The following is a 17292-nucleotide window of genomic DNA, read 5'->3' as shown; positions in this document are numbered from 1 at the left end:
CACGCGGACCGGTGCGTGCCGCGGCGCACACGCGCGCCCCGACGACCGCGCTCCGCCCCACTCCGGCGGTTATCCTTCTGCGCATGTCCAGACGCGCGGCGGGCCGCATCCGCATACTGATCGGGCTCGTGCTCGTCGCGATCCTCGGTAGCGCGATCGCCGCCTGCGGCTCCGGCGCGGGCACGGGTGCGGCGGGCGGCGCCCCCGAGGGGCAGTGCGCGCCGCACGGCCTCGCGGGCGCCACCGCGGCGCCGTCCAATGTGGACACCTCCGCGGCGGGCGAGGACCGCTACACCACCGCCGGCGTCATCCCGCTGGACCGCATCGACACGTCCGCGCTCAACCTGAGCACGCCGGGCGTCATCACCGTCGGCACCCTGTCCGACGCGCCGCCGAGCATCTGCGTCAACTCGGACAACGTCTACACAGGGTTCGACAACGAACTGCTGCGGGCGGTGGCCGCAGAGCTGGGCCTGCAGGTGAAGTTCGTGGGCACCGACTTCGCGGGGCTGTTGGCGCAGGTGGCCGCCGGCCGGTTCGACGTGGGCTCCTCGTCCATCACCGCCACCGCCGACCGGCGGAAGACCGTGGGCTTCACCAACGGATACGACTTCGGCTACTTCTCCCTGGTCGCCCCCGAGGGCGGCGGCGTGCAGTCGTTCTCCGACCTGGGCCCCGGCACGCGCATCGGCGTGGTGCAGGGCACCGTGCAGGACGACTACGTGGTCAACAGCCTGCACCTGCACCCGGTGAAGTTCCCCGACTACGCCACCGCCTACGCCAACCTCAAGTCCGGCCAGATCGACGCCTGGGTGGCGCCCTCGCAGCAGGCGATCGGCGCGATCAAGCCCGGCGACGGCATGGCGATCGTGCAGAACACCTTCAGCCTGGACAACTACATCGGCTGGGCGGTGGCCAAGAACAACCAGCCGCTCATCGACGCGCTCAACTCGGGGCTGGACGCGGTGATCGCCGACGGCACCTGGGCGCAGCTCTACACCGACTGGGTGCCGCGCCCGCTGCCGGAGGGGTGGAAGCCCGGCAGCAAGGCCGCCCCGATGCCGGTGCTCCCGGACATCCAGGCCGCCGCCGAGGCCAATGCGGCCGCGGCCGCCGACCGGGCCGCGGCGGCGCCCGAGCAGCAACCCCGCTCCACGCTGCAGCAGCTGGGCGACACGTTCTTCGACTGGTCGCTGTACAAGCAGGCGTTCCCGGACCTGATCAAGACCGGCCTGCCGAACACGCTGGTCCTCGCCGTCACCGCCGGTGTCGCGGGCACCGTCCTGGGCATGCTCCTGGCCGTCGCCGGCATCTCCCGGCACTGGTGGCTGCGCTGGCCGTCCCGCATCTACACCGACGTCTTCCGCGGCCTGCCCGCCGTGGTGATCATCCTCGTCGTCGGCCTGGGCGTCGGCCCCATCGTGCAGGGCGTCACCGGCAACAACCCGTACTGGCTCGGCGCCGCGGCACTGGCACTCATGTCGTCGGCGTACATCGGCGAGATCTTCCGCTCCGGCATCCAGAGCGTGGAGCCCGGTCAGATGGAGGCGTCGCGGGCGCTCGGCTTCAGCTACTCGGGGTCCATGCGGCTGGTGGTGGTTCCGCAGGGGGTCCGGCGCGTGCTGCCGGCGCTGATGAACCAGTTCATCTCGCTGATCAAGGACTCGTCGCTCATCTACTTCCTGGGGCTGATCGTCACCCAGCGCGAGCTGTTCGCCGTAGGCCGCGACCTCAACGCGCAGACGGGCAATCTGTCCCCGCTGGTCGCGGCCGGGATCCTGTACCTGGTGCTCACGATCCCGCTGACGCACCTGGTCAACTACATCGACCACCGCCTGCGCACCGGACGCCCGGACTCGTCCGGCGCCCTCGACCCCGCGGACGCGAAGCTCCTGGAGGAGGCCTGAGATGGCGGACGACGAGACCGGCTCCGTATCGCTGACCGGCACCGGGCTGCACCTGGCGTTCGGCCGCAACAAGGTGCTGCGCGGCGTCGACCTGCACGTGGACGCCGGCAAGACCGTGACGGTGATCGGGCCGTCGGGCTCCGGCAAGTCGACGCTGCTGCGGGTGCTCAACCGCCTGCACGAGCCCGACGCGGGCGACATCCTCCTGGGCGGCGAGTCCGTGCTGCACGACAGCCCGGACCGGCTGCGCCGGCGCATCGGCATGGTGTTCCAGCACTTCAACCTGTTCCCGCACAAGACGGTGCTCGACAACGTGGCGCTGGCGCCGCGCAAGCTGCAGAAGATGGGCAAGGAGCAGGCGCGGGCCCTGGCGCGCGAGCAGCTCGAGCTGGTGGGGCTCGCCGCCAAGGCCGGCGCACGCCCCGGCAGCCTGTCCGGCGGCCAGCAGCAGCGGGTGGCCATCGCCCGGGCGCTGGCGATGCGGCCGCAGGTGATGTTCTTCGACGAGGCCACCAGCGCCCTGGATCCCGAGCTGGTCAAGGGCGTGCTGGCCCTCATGGCGGACCTGTCGTCGAGCGGCATGACCATGGTGGTGGTGACCCACGAGATGGGTTACGCGCGCGAGGTCTCCGACGCGGTGCTGTTCATGGACCAGGGGATCGTGGTCGAGACGGGGGCCCCGGAACGGCTCTTCGAGGCTCCGGAGACCGAGCGGCTGCAGCGTTTCCTCTCGCAGGTGCTGTAGCGGCCATACCTGCGGTCATGCCGAAGTCCTCGCGCCCGGTCCAGACGACTCACTCGCGGGAGAGCACCGAGCCGCTGGGCAGGATCAGGTACTCCTGGTCCTCGGTCAACACGTTCACGAACCCCGAGTCCACGCTCATCACGTATCCGACCACCTCGCCGTCCGTGGTCGCGATGTGCTCGAGTGGCACCCACGGGGTCTGGACGAACGCGGCGGCGAGGAGCACCCCGGCGCCGCCGACCACGCCCACCCGCGCCATCGCCATCATGAGCGCTCTGCTCAGCGGGGAGCAGGCGGATCAGGCCGAACGCCGCGAGCAGTACGAACGCCGCGACCGGCAACCACCACACGGCGAAGCTGAGGGTCAGTGCCACCAGCAGGACCAGGGACACGGCGAGTGGGAGCACCACGATCGGCCGGTGCCCGCGCGGCGACCACAGGTAGTCGGCCGCAAGCAGCGGCAGCAGGACCACCAGCAGCACCTCGACCAGGATGTGGCCGCCCATCAGGGACCCGAACAGCAGCCCCAGTCCGTCGCTGAGGCTCAGCGTGGTCGAGACGGCGAACGCCGTCGTCCAGTCGTATCCCGAGACGGCGAAGATCCGGAGCAGGACGAACGCGAACGCCCACACTGCCAGCGGCGCGGCGCTCCACAGGCCCGCGTGTGATTGTTCACCGCCTTGTGCGGCGCCGTCGTCGTCACCTTCGGCGGCGTGATCTCCTTCGTCCGTCACCCATCGATGATGCACCCCGGGCGCGGTACGGGCGCGCACATCCTCGATGCCGCGTGTGCCCGCGCCGCGCCCTCCCCGGCTCAGCCGGGCGACGCGTCCTGCAGAACGCGCTCGGGTTCGGCGTCGCCGGCGGCACGGGCGGTGACGGTGAAGATCCCCGCGCCCACGGCCACCGCCACGCCGAAGATGATCAGATCGCGCGTCGTCAGCTGCCGCTTGAGCCTGCGGCCGGGCTCGTCGGTGTCCTGGATGGACTGCTCGATGGAATTGGTGCGCCAAATTCCGGTTCCCGGCATGGCAAGCTCCTGGTGGAAGTGGAAGAGGTGGGGAGGTGGGATAGTGGAGGGGTGACGGATCTCGACCGCCTGGATGCCGCGCTGCTCGACGCGCTCACCGAGAACCCGCGCGCCGGGGTCGTGAGCATCGCCGCGCAGCTGGGCGTCACGCGCAACACCGTGCAGTCACGGCTGCGGAAACTCGAGGAGTCCGGGGCGGTGTCCGGATACCGGCCCGTCCTGGATCTCCCGGCGCTGGGGCTGCCGCTGCAGGCGTTCATCGGCGTCGGGCTGGAGCAGGCGCGGCTTCCGCAGGTGATCTCCGAGCTCGGCCGGATGCCCGAGGTGCTGGAGGTGCACTCCACCACCGGCCGGGAAGACCTTCTGGTGCGGATGGCGGCCGAGTCGCAGGAGGCGATGCTCCGCCAGCTCGAGCGGCTGCACGCGATCCCCGGGGTCGCCCACACGACGACCACGCTGGCCCTGACCACCCCGGTGGCCTACCGGACCCAGCCGCTGCTAGACCACATCACCCGCGGCGCCGGGCACGGCAGGTCGACGCCGGCGGCGGAATGACCGCCGCCGGCCGGCCTGCGTCACGCGCCGTCGATGCGCTCCTCGGCCACCCGGTCGGCAGCATGGCCCGGGGTGGTGCCCTCGGCCCGCGCCTTGTCCAGGATCCGCGCGGCGCGGTCACCGATGGCCCGCACACGCGCCTCGACGACGGCGCCGTCGTCGCCCGCGCGCTCGCCGGCCACCTGGATCAGCCCGCCCGCGTTTGCGAGATAGTCCGGCACCCAGGTGATCCCGCGCGCCGCCAGCAGCGTGTCGACGCGCGCGTCGGAGAGCTGGTTGTTCGCCGAGCCGCACACCAGCCGCGCGCCCAGCCCGTCGACGCCGCCCGGGGTGAGGGTGCCGCCCAGCGCGCACGGGGCGTACACGTCGAGTCCTTCACCGCCCAGTCCGTCCGCGGCGCGCACGCCGGGGAAGCGCCCGAGCACGTCGGCCACGGCGGCCGCGTTCACGTCGGTCACCACCACGCGGGCGCCCCCGTCTACGAGCATCCGCACCAGCTCGCGGCCCACCTTGCCGACGCCCTCGACCCCCACGGTCAGCCCGTCCGGCGTGTCCGCGCCCCACACGTGCCGGGTACCGGCCCGCATCGACTCGTACACCCCCAGCGCGGTGAGGTGGGAGCTGTCGCCCGATCCGCCGGCACCCGCGGTGCGCCCCACCACATGGTCGGTGTGCCGGCCGATCACGTCCAGGTCGGACGCGTCGGTGCCCACGTCCGCGGCGGTGATGTAGCGCCCGCCGAGCGCCTCGACGAACCGCCCGTACGCGCCCAGCAGCGCGTCGGTCTTCATCGCGGCCGGGTCGCCGATGATGACGGCCTTGCCGCCGCCCAGGTCGGCGCCCGCCACCGCGGACTTGTAGGTCATGCCCAGCGACAGCCGCAGCGCGTCCTCGAGCGCCGCGGCCTCGGTGGCGAACGGGTGGAAACGGGTGCCGCCCAGCGCGGGGCCGAGCGCGGTGGAGTGGATGGCGATGATCGCGCGCAGGCCGGTCTCCGCGTCCGCCACGTGCACCACCTGCTCGTGCGGGCGGTCGGTGAGGCTGCGGGATCCGGCGAACACGCCGGCGGTGTCGGCATCAGGGGCGGTGCGCTCGTCCATGCGGGTGAGGGTGGCGGTCATCAGGTGGTGTCCCTTCCGTGGTTGCGGTCCGGCCCGGTGTGCGGGCCGGGTTGTCGCCCGACGCGAGGATCGCTCGGCGTGCAGGGGTCTGTGCGGGGAGAGAATGGGTGTGAGCGGACGTCGACGGGTCTGCGTGATCAGAAGTCGTCGGGGATGCCGAGCCCGGCAAGGCGTTCACGATAGGCCTCGACGTTCGCGAGCTTGACGTCCTCGTAGCCGCGGATCATCTCCGGCAGCCCGGCGAACTCCACGGCCCGGGCGTACCCGTCGACGGTGTGCAGCTCGGCGAGGAGCCCGTCGACGGTGGCCTCGTAGTTGGCCAGCAGGCCCCGCTCCAGGCGCCGCATCGCGGTGTGCCCGAACGGGTCCAGGCGGGTGCCGCGCAGTCGGCGACCGTGGGCGAGCGCCCGCAGCACGGTGTGCGAGCGGGGGCCGAACCCGACCTTGCGGGTACGGCCGAGCGCCTTGAGCGTCGGCGGGTGGAGCTTGAACGTGAGGGCCGTGCCGCCGGGCACCTGGCCCTGCACCGCGTCGGCGAACGCCGGGTCGGTGAGCAGCCGGGCCACCTCGTACTCGTCCTTGTAGGCGGTGAGCTTGTAGAGCCCGCGCGCCACGGCCTCGGCGAACTCCCCGGAGCCGCCGGCGGCCTGCTCCGCGTCCCACGCCCGCTGCACGCGACGCAGGTAGCGCCCGGCGAGCGCCTCGCCCTGGAAGTCGATGAGCTCCCCCGCGCGAAGCAGCGCGACCGTGCGGGCCTCGCCCCCGATACTCAGGCCCATGCGCAGGTCGGGCGGCACGGCGGTGCGCCGCCGCCGATGCGCCGGTGCGGCTGCGGCGGCGAAGATCCCGGGCTCGGCGACGGCGGCGCGGCCCCAGCGGAAGGCGGCGATGTTCTGGTCCACAGACCTGCCGTTGATGCCGATGGCCTCCTCTATGGCCTCCGCCGGGATCGGCAGGGCCCCCATCTGGTGGGCGGCGCCGACGACGAGGAAGTTGGCGGCGGTGGTGTCGCCGAACAGCTCCTCGGCCGCGGCGAGCGCGTCGATCGACTCCAGTCGCCGCGCCACCGCGCCCACGCGGTCGAGCAGGTCGGCCTCGTCGGGGTGGTGCACGGAGCGGTCGTAGACCATGTCGCCGGTGGGCGTGCGGCTGGTCGAGGCGGCCACCAGGGTGCGACCGGCGACCCCGTAGGCGAGGTTGCGCTCCTCGGCTGCGGTGAGCAGGTCCAGCGCAAGGATGCCGGTGGCGCTGCCGGGGGTCACCCGGTTGGCCGGTTCCAGGGTTCCGCGGGCGAACCGCAGGTGCGAGACCACCGGCCCGGCCTTCTGGCTCATCCCGATCTGGTCGAGCGACTCCACGTCGAACCCGGCCCGCATGGCCGCTGTGGCCAGCACCTGATTGACGGTGACGATGCCGGTGCCGCCGATGCCCGCGATGAACACGCTGCGGGTGCCCGCCCCGGCGGAGGCGTCGTCGGGGGCGGGAACGGCCGGCGGCTCGGGCACTGCATCGTGCCGCGGGGCCGGCCCGTCGGGCGCCTGCACGGTGACGAACGCCGGGCAGTCGCCGTCCATGCACGAATAGTCGGTGTTGCAGGAGGTCTGGTCGATGCGGGTCTTGGTACCGAACTCGGTCTCCATCGGCTGCACCGACAGGCAGTTGCTCTTGACGCCGCAGTCGCCGCATCCCTCGCACACCGCCGGGTTGATGACCACGCGGGTGTTGCGCGCGGGAAGGGTGCCGCGCTTGCGCTGCCGGCGGGCGTCGGCAGCGCAGTGCTGGTCGTAGACGAGCACCGTGACGCCGGGGACGTCGCGCAGCAGGCGCTGCGCCTCGTCGAGCCGGTCGCGGTGCCACAGCTCCGCGTTGTCGGCGAAGCCGGTGGGGCGCCGGACGCCCAGCCGCACTGCCGCCCTGCGGAACCGGGCGGGCACGCGGGTCAGATGCCGCTCCGGCTCGTCGGCGCACACGATGATCTTCGCGACGCCCTCCAGAGCCAGCTTGCGGGTGAGTGCCGCGACGGTGAGCGCGCCCTCGGCGTCTTGCGCGCCGGTCATCGCCACGACGTCGTTGTGCAGGATCTTGTAGGTGATGTTCACCCCGGCCGCCACGCACGCCTGCACGGCCAGTTGCCCCGAGTGGTAGTAGGTGCCGTCGCCGAGGTTCTGGAACGTGTGGGGCACGTCGGTGAACGGCGCCTGGCCGATCCACTGGGTCCCCTCGCCGCCCATCTGGGTCAGGCCGGTGACGGCGCTGTCGGTGCGCCCGGAGACGGTCACCAAGGTGTGGCAACCGATGCCGCCGCCGCCGATCGAGCCGTCGGGCAGGGCGGTCGAGCGGTTGTGCGGGCAACCGCTGCAGAAGTACGGGGTGCGGTGGGCGGAGAGCGGCTCGATGCTCAGTGCCGGCGGCAGCGGCCTCTTCGCCGGCGCGATGAGACCGGGCGCATGGTCCTCGAGCACGTGCCGCAGCGGTGCCAGCATCCGCCCGGTGGTGAGCTCGCCGTCCACGGGCATGAGCGGCCGGCCGGCCCGGTCGCGCTTGCCCAGGATGCGCGGCGCCTGCGCGGTGCCGTAGAGGATCTCGCGGATCTGCGCCTCGACGAACGCGGTTTTGTCCTCCACCACCAGCAGTTCGTCGAGCCCGTCCGCGAACTCGCGCACCCGCGCCGTCCCCAGCGGGGAGGGCATGCCGATGCGCAGCAGCCGGATGCCGGCCCGGTGCAGCGCGCCGTCGTCCAGGCCCAGGTCCTTGAGGCCCTGGCGCACCGCGTCGAAGGCGGTGCCCGTGGCGGCGACGCCCAGGCGGGCGCCCGCGGGGTCGACCTCGATGACGTCGAGCCCGTTCGCCTCGCCGTACGCCTCGACCACTGCGCGCCGCGGTCCGTAGAGGTCCTTTTCGGCGATCACGCTGTCGCCCGGCGCGGCGAGCGGGCGCTGCACGTATTCGAAGGACTTTCCGTCCCACTCGATCCGCGGCACGGTGATCTCCGGCGTCAGCTCGCCACCGTCGACGCTCCAGGAACCGTCGGCCACGTCCGCGACGATCTTGAGGGCCACGATGCACCCGGACGCCCGCGAGAGCGCGACGCCGTGCTGGCCCATTGTGACGATCTCCTCCGCATTGCGAGGGAACAGCACCGGGATGCCCAGCGCGGCGAGTGATCGCTCGCTGACCGCGGGCACGGTGGAGGACTTCGAGGCCGGGTCGTCGCCGACCATCAGCAGCACGCCGCCCGCGGGGTTCACGCCGTACATGTTCGCGTGCCGCAGGGCGTCGGTGGCCCGGTCGAGGCCGGGACCCTTGCCGTACCAGACGCCGACGACGCCGTCGTGCGTCGGCGTGCCCGCGCCCAGGTCCGCCTGGCTGCCCCACACCGCGGTGGCGGCGATCTCCTCGTTCATCCCGGGCGTGAAAGCGATGTCGTGCTCGGCGAGCACCTGCGGGATGCCGTGCAGCAGCGAGTCCACGCCGGCCAGGGGGCTGCCCGGGTAGCCGGAGACGAAGGTGCCCACCCGGCGCCCGGCGCGCAGGTCGCGCACCTGCTGCTCGACCAACTGCCGGGCGATGGCCTGGACGCCGGTCAGCAGCACGCGGCCGCTCCCGGGCCGGTAGCGATCGTCCAGGTCGTACTCGGGCTGCCCCGGTGCGGACTGTGGTCCCGCCGGGAGCTCGCGGATCGTCGTCTCGGTCATCACGCTCCACCGTTCGGTCGGTGGTGTCCGCGCCTTGTGGGCGGGGCACCGGATCATTCGGTGCAGCAAGGCTCGCGTTTGGAAGGGTTTATCGTCAACGGATTCGCGCTCAACGATGCAGATCGTTCAGTGTGACCTGTCTCATAGACTCGCAGTTGCCCAATGTGATCAGGGACACTGCACCTGCCTCACCTGGGCGCCGTGGTGACCGGACGCACCCTCGCCTTTCCCGCACCCCGGCACTAGAGTCGTGGCCGGGCCGCGGGCGTACGCCACCCGCCTGTTCTCCCGCTCCGAGCATCCATTCCCCCGCCACGGTCGACATTTCGTGCGCGGCGTGGATACGCGGTGCGCGGATCAGCGGTGGGCGCTCGCGCGGCGGGCCCTGGAATTGCAGTCGTGTCCGGTGCGATCTCGCGCGCCGGCATCGTGGAAGCGGGGTGAGAGTTGATTCGCAATTTGCGTACACAAGATCGTCGGGAGCTGACGGCGTGCATTATCGGCGGTGCGGGGTGCCTCATCGCCGGAGCGATGCCGATCGCCGCCTTCGCGATCACCGGCGGCTGACAGAGACACGAAGACGGCTGTGGCGCGGTTCCGCGGAACCGCGCCACAGCCGTCTTCCGTGCAGTGCCTGTCAGTGACCGTGCCCGCCGGCCGGCGCGCTGCGCTTGAGGAACAGCGAGGCGACGAAGGCGACGATGCCGATGGCCCCGGCCGTCGCGAACGCCACGCGCATGCCGCCGGCGTCCAGCGCGGGACCGCTGCTGCCCAGAGTGGCGACGGAGACGAACACCGCGCTGCCCAGCGCGCCCGCCACCTGCTGCAGCGTGGTGAGGATGGCGCTGCCGTGCGAGTACAGCGAGTCCGGCAGCACGCCCAGCGCCTCGGTCATCATCGGGGTCATCATGACGCCGAGCGCCACCATCAGGAGGATGTCGATGCCGATCACCGCCCACAGCGAGGAGTCCTCGCCGAGCAGCGCGAACAGCCACAGCGCCACCGCCATCCCGGCCGCGCCCGGGATGAGCAGCGGCCGGGCGCCCACGCGGTCGTAGAGCCGGCCGACGGGGCGCGACAGCGCCGCGAGCGCCAGGCCGCCGGGCAGCAGGGCGATCCCGGTGACGAACGTGCTCTCCCCCAGGACGTTCTGCATGTACATCGGCAGCAGGATCGCCCCGGCACCGAGCAGCGACATGAACACCAGCACGCCCACGATGACGGACACCGTGAACTGCCGGTAGCCCAGCGGGAGCAGGCTCAGCAGCGGCCGGTCCTCCCGCTGCAGCACCATCTGTCGCCAGACGAAGCCGCCCAGCACCACCAGGCCGGCGACGATCGGCAGCCACGCGGGCATCACCGTGTCGCCGGACTGCCCGATCAGCGAGAAGCCGTAGACGATCCCGGCGAAGGCCAGCCCGGACATGATCACCGACGCCACATCCAGCGGGACCTTGCGCGTCTCGCCCGGCACGTGCATCCGCCTGGCACCGACCGCGAACATGGCCACCGCAAGGATGAGCACCAGCCAGAACATCCACCGCCAGCCCAGGCCGGACAGGATCGCGCCGCCCACAGTGGGGCCCAGCGCGGGCGCGAAGCCGATGACGATCGCCATCGTGCCCATCGTCGCGCCGCGCTTGTCCTCCGGCACCAGCCGCATCACGGTGGTCATGAGCAGCGGGATCATCACCGCGGTGCCGCCGGCCTGCACGACGCGGCCCGCCAGCAGCACCTCGAAGTTCGGCGCCGCGGCGCACACCAGCGTGCCCACCGAGAACAGGCTCATCGCCGTCAGGAAGATCCCCCGGGGCGAGAAACGCTCCAGAAGGAATCCAGTGGTCGGGATCACCACGGCCATGGTCAGCAGGAAGCCGCTGGCCAGCCATTGGACGGTGGTGGCGCTGACGTCGAGGATCTTCGCCAGGTCGGGCAGTGCCACCGAGACGATGGTCTCGTTGAGGATCATCACGAACGCGGCCACCACCAGCATCCCGATGATCAGCCCCGAGCGCGGCGCGGCGGTGTCCGGTGCAGCTGTGTCTTCCGTGGCCATGTTCCCCGTGTCGTTCGTCGTCATGATCTCCTTGTCACCTGTTCAGTACCCCGTGTCCGGCAGTGCTCAGTCTTGCGCCGGCGCCTCGGTGACCGCGGAAGCTTCGGCCGCCATCCGCTCACGGGCCCAGCGCGGGAGGATGAAGACGCCCTCCGCCTCCACACAAACGGTTTCGCCGTCCGAAATATGCCCGACGACGAAAGCCTTGATGCCTTCGATGCGGTCGACCCGCGCCTCCGCGTGCAGCGCGCCCAGCGGCGTCGGGTTCCGGTACCGGAGCGTCAGCGTGCCCGTCATCCCCGGGCAGCCGTTGACCGTGGCCGTGTATCCGAGAACCTGATCCAGGATCAGCGCGGAGATGCCGCCGTGCGTGAGCCCGGGCGGGCCCTCGTAGCCTCGGCGCAGGAAGTAGTCGGCGCGCACCGTGCCGTCGTCGTCTTTGACGAACTCGAGCGGCGGCGCGATGGGATTGCGCAGACCCACGGCCGCGTTGCCCCACGAACGCTGGCGGCCGTCGGCGGTGAACCGCACCCCGTACGGGCCGTCGAGCGTCTTCTCGGCGAGGATGGCCCGCGCGGCTTCGAGATGCTCGCGCGCACGGCCCACGGCATCCGCGTCCACCTCGGAGACCACCGAGAGCTCGTTGAGCACCCGCAGGTCCTCGGCGAGCGGGCCCACCACCGCCGCCTCGGCGTCGATCTGGTCCTGGGGCCGGTCATCCTGCCGGAAGAATCGGAGCGGTGAGCGTTCGCCCGCGCTGTTCGCCTTCGTCATAGTCGTCCTTCGCACGTCGAATCCCGTCACGGTACTGGGGTCAACATCGTTGAGTTGCGCCGACCTCCGCTTATGTGACGCGCGTCGCTTCCATCGCGGCGTCGCCGAGCACCGCCCCCGTCGGCATCGCCGCGGCGGATTCACCCCTCCCCCTTGCCCTTGGTACCCCCCATGGGTATATTGACCTCATACCCCCTAGGGGTAGAACGGTAGTAGACGAACACCCACGACGAGAGGAACCCGCAATGAGCACCACCGAATTCTCCGTGACCGGAATGAGCTGCGGACACTGCGAGGGCGCCGTGCGGGAAGAGGTCGAAACCCTCCCCGGCGTCGAGGTCGTCTCCGTCAGCGCGCAGGACGGGAAGCTCGTCATCTCGTCCGCACAGCCCGTGGACGATGCCGCCGTCATCTCCGCCGTCGACGAGGCCGGATACCAGGCCAGCCGCACGTAGTCCCCGCGGCGGCCCCGACCGGGATGCTCCCGGGCGTCAGCCACTGATTGGAAGCTCATGTCTGCAACATCTGAGTCCGCCCCGGCGCAGTCACCGCCGGCCGCCGACCCGAACGCGCCACGCGTGGGTATCGACCTCGACATCGGCGGCATGACCTGCGCGTCGTGCGCGATGCGGATCGAGAAGAAGCTGGGCAAGCTCGACGGGATCGAAGCCACGGTCAACTACGCCACCGAGAAGGCCAAGGTCAGCATGCCGGAGGGGTACGACCCGCAGGAGCTCGTCCGCGTGGTCGAGAAGACCGGCTACACCGCGGAGCTGCCCACTCCCGCCGAGCCGGAGCAGGCCACCCCCTCCGACGGGCCGGCCGAGGAGCCGGAGGACCGCGAGCTGATCACTCTGCGCCAGCGGCTCATCGGGGCGGTGGTCCTGTCGGTGCCGGTGATCGCGCTGGCGATGATCCCGCCGTTGCAGTTCGACAACTGGCAGTGGCTGTCGCTCACCCTGGCCGCGCCGGTCATCGTGTGGTCGGCGTACCCGTTCCACAAGGCCGCCTGGACCAACCTCAAGCACGGCGCCGCCACCATGGACACGCTGGTGTCGGTGGGCACGCTCGCCGCATTCGCATGGTCGCTGTACGCGCTGTTCTTCGGCACCGCCGGCATGAACGGCATGCGGCACGGCTTCACCTTCACCGCGAGCGCCGGCGACGGGGCGGGCAACATCTACCTCGAGGTCGCCGCCGGTGTGACGATGTTCGTGCTGGCCGGGCGCTACTTCGAGAAGCGCGCCAAGCACCGGGCGGGCGGAGCGCTGCGGGCGCTGCTCGACATGGGCGCCAAAGACGTCGCCGTGGTCCGCGACGGCGTCGAGTCGCGCATCCCCGTCGGCACGCTCGCAGTGGGCGACGAGTTCGTCGTGCGTCCCGGCGAGAAGATCGCCACCGACGGCGTGGTGGTCTCCGGCAGCTCCGCGGTGGACATGTCCATGCTCACCGGCGAGTCCGTGCCCGTCGAGGTGGGCGAAGGCGACGCGGTCACCGGCGCCACCGTCAACGCCGGCGGGCGGCTGCGGGTGCGGGCCACCCGCGTCGGATCCGACACCCAGCTTGCCCAGATGGCAAAGCTGGTCGAGGACGCACAGTCGGGCAAGGCCGAGGTGCAGCGCCTGGCCGACAGGGTCTCGTCGATCTTCGTTCCCATCGTCATCGCGATCGCCATCGGCACGCTCATCGTGTGGTTCGCCATCGGGGGCGGGGCCACCGCCGCGTTCACGGCCGCAGTCGCGGTGCTCATCATCGCCTGCCCGTGCGCACTGGGCCTGGCCACGCCCACCGCACTGCTGGTGGGCACCGGCCGGGGCGCGCAGATGGGCGTGCTCATCAAGGGGCCCGAGATCCTCGAGGCCACCCGCGGCGTCGACACCGTCGTGCTGGACAAGACCGGCACCGTCACCACCGGCACCATGAGCCTGGCCGACGTGGTGCCCGCCGACGGCGTCGACCGCGATGAGCTGCTGCGCCTGGCGGGCGCCGTGGAGAACGCCTCCGAGCACCCCATCGCCCGGGCGATCGCCGACGGGGCCGCCGCCGCGGTAGGGGCGCTGCCCGGGGTCGAGTCGTTCGCGAACGTCGAGGGCAAGGGCGTGCAGGGCGTCGTCGACGGGACGGCGGTCGTGGTCGGCCGCGAGACCCTGCTGGCCGACTGGTCGCAGTACCTGACCGACGACCTGGCCGCCCGCAAACGCGAGCTCGAGGGCCAGGGGCGCAGCGTGGTGGCCGTCGCCGCCGACGGGCGCGTGCTGGGGCTGGTGTCCGTGGCCGACAAGGTCAAGCCCACCAGCGCCGAGGCCATCGCGCAGTTCCGCAACCTGGGGCTCACCCCCGTGCTGCTCACCGGCGACAACACCGCCGTGGCCGAGCAGATCGCGGGCGAGGTCGGCATCGAGAAGGTGTTCGCCAAGGTCATGCCCGCGGACAAGGTGGACGTCGTGGCCCGCCTGCAGGCCGAGGGCCGGGTCGTGGCCATGGTGGGCGACGGCATCAACGACGCGGCCGCCCTCGCCCAGGCCGACCTGGGCCTGGCCATGGGCACCGGCACCGACGTGGCCATCGAGGCCGCCGACATCACCCTGGTCCGCGGCGACCTGCGCAGCGCCGCCGACGCCATCCGGCTCTCCCGGCGCACGCTCAGCACCATCAAAGGCAACCTGTTCTGGGCGTTCGGGTACAACACGGCGGCGATCCCGCTGGCCGCACTGGGGCTGCTCAACCCGATGATCGCCGGCGCCGCCATGGCGTTCTCCAGCGTGTTCGTGGTGGGCAACAGCCTGCGACTCAGGAGGTTCAGGTCCCGCGCGGGGGCGTAGCCCTTTGCCGAGTTGGTGGTTCTTCGGTGCTTTCGCCCCGCGCGAGCACCCGAGAACCACCAACTCGCGGGTGTCTCACAGGGGTGCGCCGCCCTTCCTGAGGGCCCGGCGGATCTGGGCCATCAGCGCACGCCGTGGTGCACCCTCCCGAAGCATGTCCGACTTCACCCGGATCACCGCCCATCCGGCATCGGCGAACGCGTTGTAGCGCTTGATGTCCCTGGCCAGCTGCTCGCGCGTGCAGTGCCCGTCGCCGTCGTACTCCACGATCACGCGCCACTCCTCCCAGCACAGGTCCACGCGGCCGATCACGACTCCACGCGAGTCGGTGATGTACCGCTGTGCGGCCGGCCGAGGCAGGCCGGCGTCGATGACGGCCACCCGGGTCCTGGTCTCCTGCGGTGATTCCGCGCCCTCGTCCGACAGTTCGATCACCTCGCGCACCCGCCTGATCCCCCTCGCGCCATTACGGGAGCGCGCGTACTCGCGCAGATGATCTTTGGTGACGAGCTTCGTCTGGTACATCGCATCCACCGCCGCGACCGCCCGCAGCCGGGGCAACCGGCGGGCGAGGTCGAAAGACGTGCGCACCGGCAGCGTCACCTGGTTGTCCAGCATCGAGCCGACGTCCTCCCCCGCGAGCCGTTCGTAGTAGACGTCGACGCCGTCGGGCGCGCAGATCTTGGACCGGGCATTGCAGGCGGGCCTGTCAGCGGGGCCGATCCACTTGGCGCCCCACAACGCGGCCGCCGTGTGCCCGGACAGCACGAACCGCCCTTGCGACCAGAGCGCCACCGCATAAGCGCTGCGAACCGCCGTCAGCTCGGTTCCACGCCGCACGTATACGCCCGGCAGCACCCGCGTGCACTTCCGGCGCACGTAATGCTCGGTGACGGTCCCCTGCACGATCGCGTCCCGCGCCCGGAACGGGCCCACCATCTCCCCCATGACCCCAGTGTGATCGCCGGGCGCAGCCACGTCTCCCCGTTCACCCGCCGCTGTGGACAACCCGGCACCCTGGGGAAAACCCTGCGCACAGCCGACTTCCCGCGTGTATGGTGACGCCCGGCACGCGGCGAAACGGGGGGACGATGACGCAGGCCGACGGGGAACTCGTGGTCACACAAGAGGCCATCGACACGATCGCGGGGGCATACGAACAGGCGGCGTTGGAGCTGCGGGAGCTGGCCATCAAATTCGCGCATGACTACGGGCGCGAGCCCTGGGGCACCCTGCCGTCCATACTTCAACTGCAGCGAATGTATGAAGAGCTCGCACTCGGTGCGACAGATTCGGCAGTTGTCCGACTCAACGAATTCGCAGAAGCTGCGGAGGAGTTGGCCACGTGGGTCCGTCGGGGCGGCGCCTTGATCCTCGACGCGGATCATGCAACGGCGACGGCGCTCAGCGAATCCGGTTCCCGATGAGCAGCGGCCCAATCCAGGCAGCGGCCATCGCGGTCCTGACCGGAATACTGGCAGCCGGATGCTCGGGCGTTGAGCCGTCGGACGCGCAGACGCCACCCAGCAGTGAAGTCGCGTTCCCGGAACCGGGATTTTTCGACCCGTGCGACGACGAGATGACCGCATGGTTCGCTCAGCACGGATACCACCACCCCGCGCATATTGAGCCCATCCTCGACGACATCGGCAGCAACTGCAGCTACCGCTCAGAGAAGGACACCTTCGCGCTCATGTCACGGGGGTCGAGCCCAGGAGACGGGATCGACCGCCGACTCCACCACCTCCTCGGCATCCAAGGCCCGGTCTCCCGGACGACGCTAGCCGACTACCCCATCGACATCGAGATCATCTCTTCCGGAAGGCAACGCCAGGACTGCCACCTGGTCGCCACCGTCGGCTACGGATTCCTCGAGGTGACCGGCGGCCCCCGCAGCCCGATGCCGGACACCTTCCCCCGCGACTGCGACGCCGCGCAGACGTTCACCGCCATGCTGCTGCGCCGCATGGACCACGTCTGGCCAGGGTGACCGCCGAGTTGGTGGTTCTCCGGTGCCCAAACGGCCCGAAAGCACCGAAGAACCACCAACTCGAGGCGGGGCCGGGGCGAGGCCCGGGGCTCGGGGCGCCGGCCGGGGGCGAGGCCGTGAACAGGCCAGGGGAACAACACATCCCCCTAGGGGGTTATACGGGGTAGATTGAACACCCCTGCCGGAAAGGACCCCGACATGCCCGGTTTCACCCTGACCACCACGGTCGACGCCCCCTACGAGCAGACGGTCGCCGCAGTGCGCGAGGAGCTGAGCGCAGTGGGATTCGGCGTGCTCACCGAGATCGACCTCGCCGCCACGCTCAAGGCCAAGCTCGACGTCGACATCGCACCCAAGATCATCCTGGGAGCGTGCCGTCCGCCGCTGGCCCACAAGGCGCTCGAAGCCGATCCGCGCGTCGCGGCGCTGCTGCCGTGCAACGTCGTCGTCTCCGATGCGGGCGGCGGAACCACGCTCGTCGAGGCGATGGACCCCGACGTGATGCCCGAGTTCACCGGCACGGACGAGCTCAAGGACGTCGCCACCGAGGCCCGCGAGCTTCTGTCGCGCATGCTCACCGCAGTGTCCGAGCGCTGA

15 protein-coding genes and 1 pseudogene are annotated in these 17292 nt (G+C 71.1%); 9 read left to right on the top strand and 7 right to left on the bottom strand.

Features of this window, described 5'->3' with window-relative positions; all coding sequences use genetic code 11:
• The first annotated feature begins 83 nt into the window (after positions 1 to 83).
• Together FO059_RS01280 and FO059_RS01275 are read left to right on the top strand one after the other, a co-directional pair.
• On the top strand, positions 84 to 1907 hold the full coding sequence (locus tag FO059_RS01280) for an ABC transporter substrate-binding protein/permease (protein ID WP_143905693.1): 1824 nt from the start codon (positions 84 to 86) through the stop codon (positions 1905 to 1907).
• A gap of 1 nt (position 1908) precedes the next feature.
• A complete protein-coding gene (locus tag FO059_RS01275; protein WP_143905691.1) occupies positions 1909 to 2652 on the top strand; it encodes an amino acid ABC transporter ATP-binding protein in 744 nt (247 codons plus the stop codon).
• A 49-nt stretch (positions 2653 to 2701) separates the two neighbouring features.
• On the opposite strand, the gene FO059_RS01270 is transcribed toward FO059_RS01275, so the two are convergent.
• Positions 2702 to 2920, bottom strand: coding sequence for a hypothetical protein (locus tag FO059_RS01270; RefSeq protein WP_143905689.1), 219 nt, complete (start codon positions 2918 to 2920; stop codon positions 2702 to 2704).
• On the opposite strand from FO059_RS01270, the gene FO059_RS01265 reads away from it, so the two are divergent.
• Positions 2919 to 3320, top strand: a complete 402-nt coding sequence (locus FO059_RS01265) for a hypothetical protein (RefSeq protein ID WP_143905687.1) — start codon at positions 2919 to 2921, stop codon at positions 3318 to 3320. The two genes, FO059_RS01270 and FO059_RS01265, sit on opposite strands and share 2 nt — an antisense overlap.
• Positions 3321 to 3508: 188 nt before the next feature.
• On the opposite strand, the pseudogene FO059_RS01260 reads toward FO059_RS01265, so the two are convergent.
• Positions 3509 to 3682, bottom strand: a pseudogene (locus FO059_RS01260) (amino acid permease); the annotation flags it as partial.
• A 51-nt stretch (positions 3683 to 3733) separates the two neighbouring features.
• On the opposite strand from FO059_RS01260, the gene FO059_RS01255 reads away from it, so the two are divergent.
• Positions 3734 to 4237, top strand: a complete 504-nt coding sequence (locus FO059_RS01255) for an Lrp/AsnC family transcriptional regulator (RefSeq protein ID WP_143905685.1) — start codon at positions 3734 to 3736, stop codon at positions 4235 to 4237.
• A 20-nt stretch (positions 4238 to 4257) separates the two neighbouring features.
• Here the strand turns inward: FO059_RS01255 and FO059_RS01250 are convergent, their stop codons facing one another.
• The 4 genes from FO059_RS01250 to FO059_RS01235 form a co-directional block, all read right to left on the bottom strand.
• The gene (locus tag FO059_RS01250) at positions 4258 to 5358 is read right to left on the bottom strand and encodes a Glu/Leu/Phe/Val dehydrogenase dimerization domain-containing protein (RefSeq protein ID WP_143905683.1); all 1101 of its coding nucleotides are present in this window, start codon (positions 5356 to 5358) and stop codon (positions 4258 to 4260) included.
• 137 nt (positions 5359 to 5495) lie between these two features.
• Complete coding sequence (locus tag FO059_RS01245; RefSeq protein ID WP_143905681.1) at positions 5496 to 9053, bottom strand: indolepyruvate ferredoxin oxidoreductase family protein; 3558 nt, start codon at positions 9051 to 9053, stop codon at positions 5496 to 5498.
• Positions 9054 to 9690: 637 nt separating this feature from the next.
• Positions 9691 to 11133 (bottom strand): MDR family MFS transporter, encoded by a 1443-nt coding sequence (locus FO059_RS01240; protein ID WP_168226568.1) that lies wholly within the window; start codon positions 11131 to 11133, stop codon positions 9691 to 9693.
• A 42-nt stretch (positions 11134 to 11175) separates the two neighbouring features.
• Entirely contained in the window at positions 11176 to 11883 is a 708-nt protein-coding gene (locus FO059_RS01235; RefSeq protein ID WP_233266856.1) for a PaaI family thioesterase, read from the bottom strand.
• A 245-nt stretch (positions 11884 to 12128) separates the two neighbouring features.
• Here FO059_RS01235 and FO059_RS01230 point away from each other — a divergent pair, with 245 nt between their 5' ends.
• Together FO059_RS01230 and FO059_RS01225 are read left to right on the top strand one after the other, a co-directional pair.
• Entirely contained in the window at positions 12129 to 12338 is a 210-nt protein-coding gene (locus FO059_RS01230; protein WP_143905679.1) for a heavy-metal-associated domain-containing protein, read from the top strand.
• Positions 12339 to 12395: 57 nt separating this feature from the next.
• Entirely contained in the window at positions 12396 to 14705 is a 2310-nt protein-coding gene (locus FO059_RS01225; protein ID WP_143905677.1) for a heavy metal translocating P-type ATPase, read from the top strand.
• A gap of 75 nt (positions 14706 to 14780) precedes the next feature.
• Here FO059_RS01225 and FO059_RS01220 read toward each other — a convergent pair whose 3' ends face one another.
• A complete protein-coding gene (locus FO059_RS01220) occupies positions 14781 to 15653 on the bottom strand; it encodes a DUF559 domain-containing protein (RefSeq protein WP_143905675.1) in 873 nt (290 codons plus the stop codon).
• A gap of 143 nt (positions 15654 to 15796) precedes the next feature.
• On the opposite strand from FO059_RS01220, the gene FO059_RS01215 reads away from it, so the two are divergent.
• From FO059_RS01215 to FO059_RS01205, 3 genes are all read left to right on the top strand, one after another.
• Positions 15797 to 16132: a hypothetical protein gene (locus FO059_RS01215; RefSeq protein WP_143905673.1), complete on the top strand. Its 336-nt coding sequence runs from the start codon at positions 15797 to 15799 to the stop codon at positions 16130 to 16132.
• A complete protein-coding gene (locus FO059_RS01210; RefSeq protein ID WP_143905671.1) occupies positions 16129 to 16695 on the top strand; it encodes a DUF3558 domain-containing protein in 567 nt (188 codons plus the stop codon). The genes FO059_RS01215 and FO059_RS01210 overlap by 4 nt, the downstream gene beginning before the upstream one ends.
• A 198-nt stretch (positions 16696 to 16893) precedes the next feature.
• On the top strand, positions 16894 to 17292 hold the full coding sequence (locus FO059_RS01205; protein ID WP_143905669.1) for a DUF302 domain-containing protein: 399 nt from the start codon (positions 16894 to 16896) through the stop codon (positions 17290 to 17292).

The organism is Tomitella fengzijianii, from assembly GCF_007559025.1.
Lineage (GTDB): Bacteria > Actinomycetota > Actinomycetes > Mycobacteriales > Mycobacteriaceae > Tomitella > Tomitella fengzijianii.
Note: the sequence above shows the minus strand (reverse complement) of the source record. Positions and strands in the feature narration are given on the sequence as shown.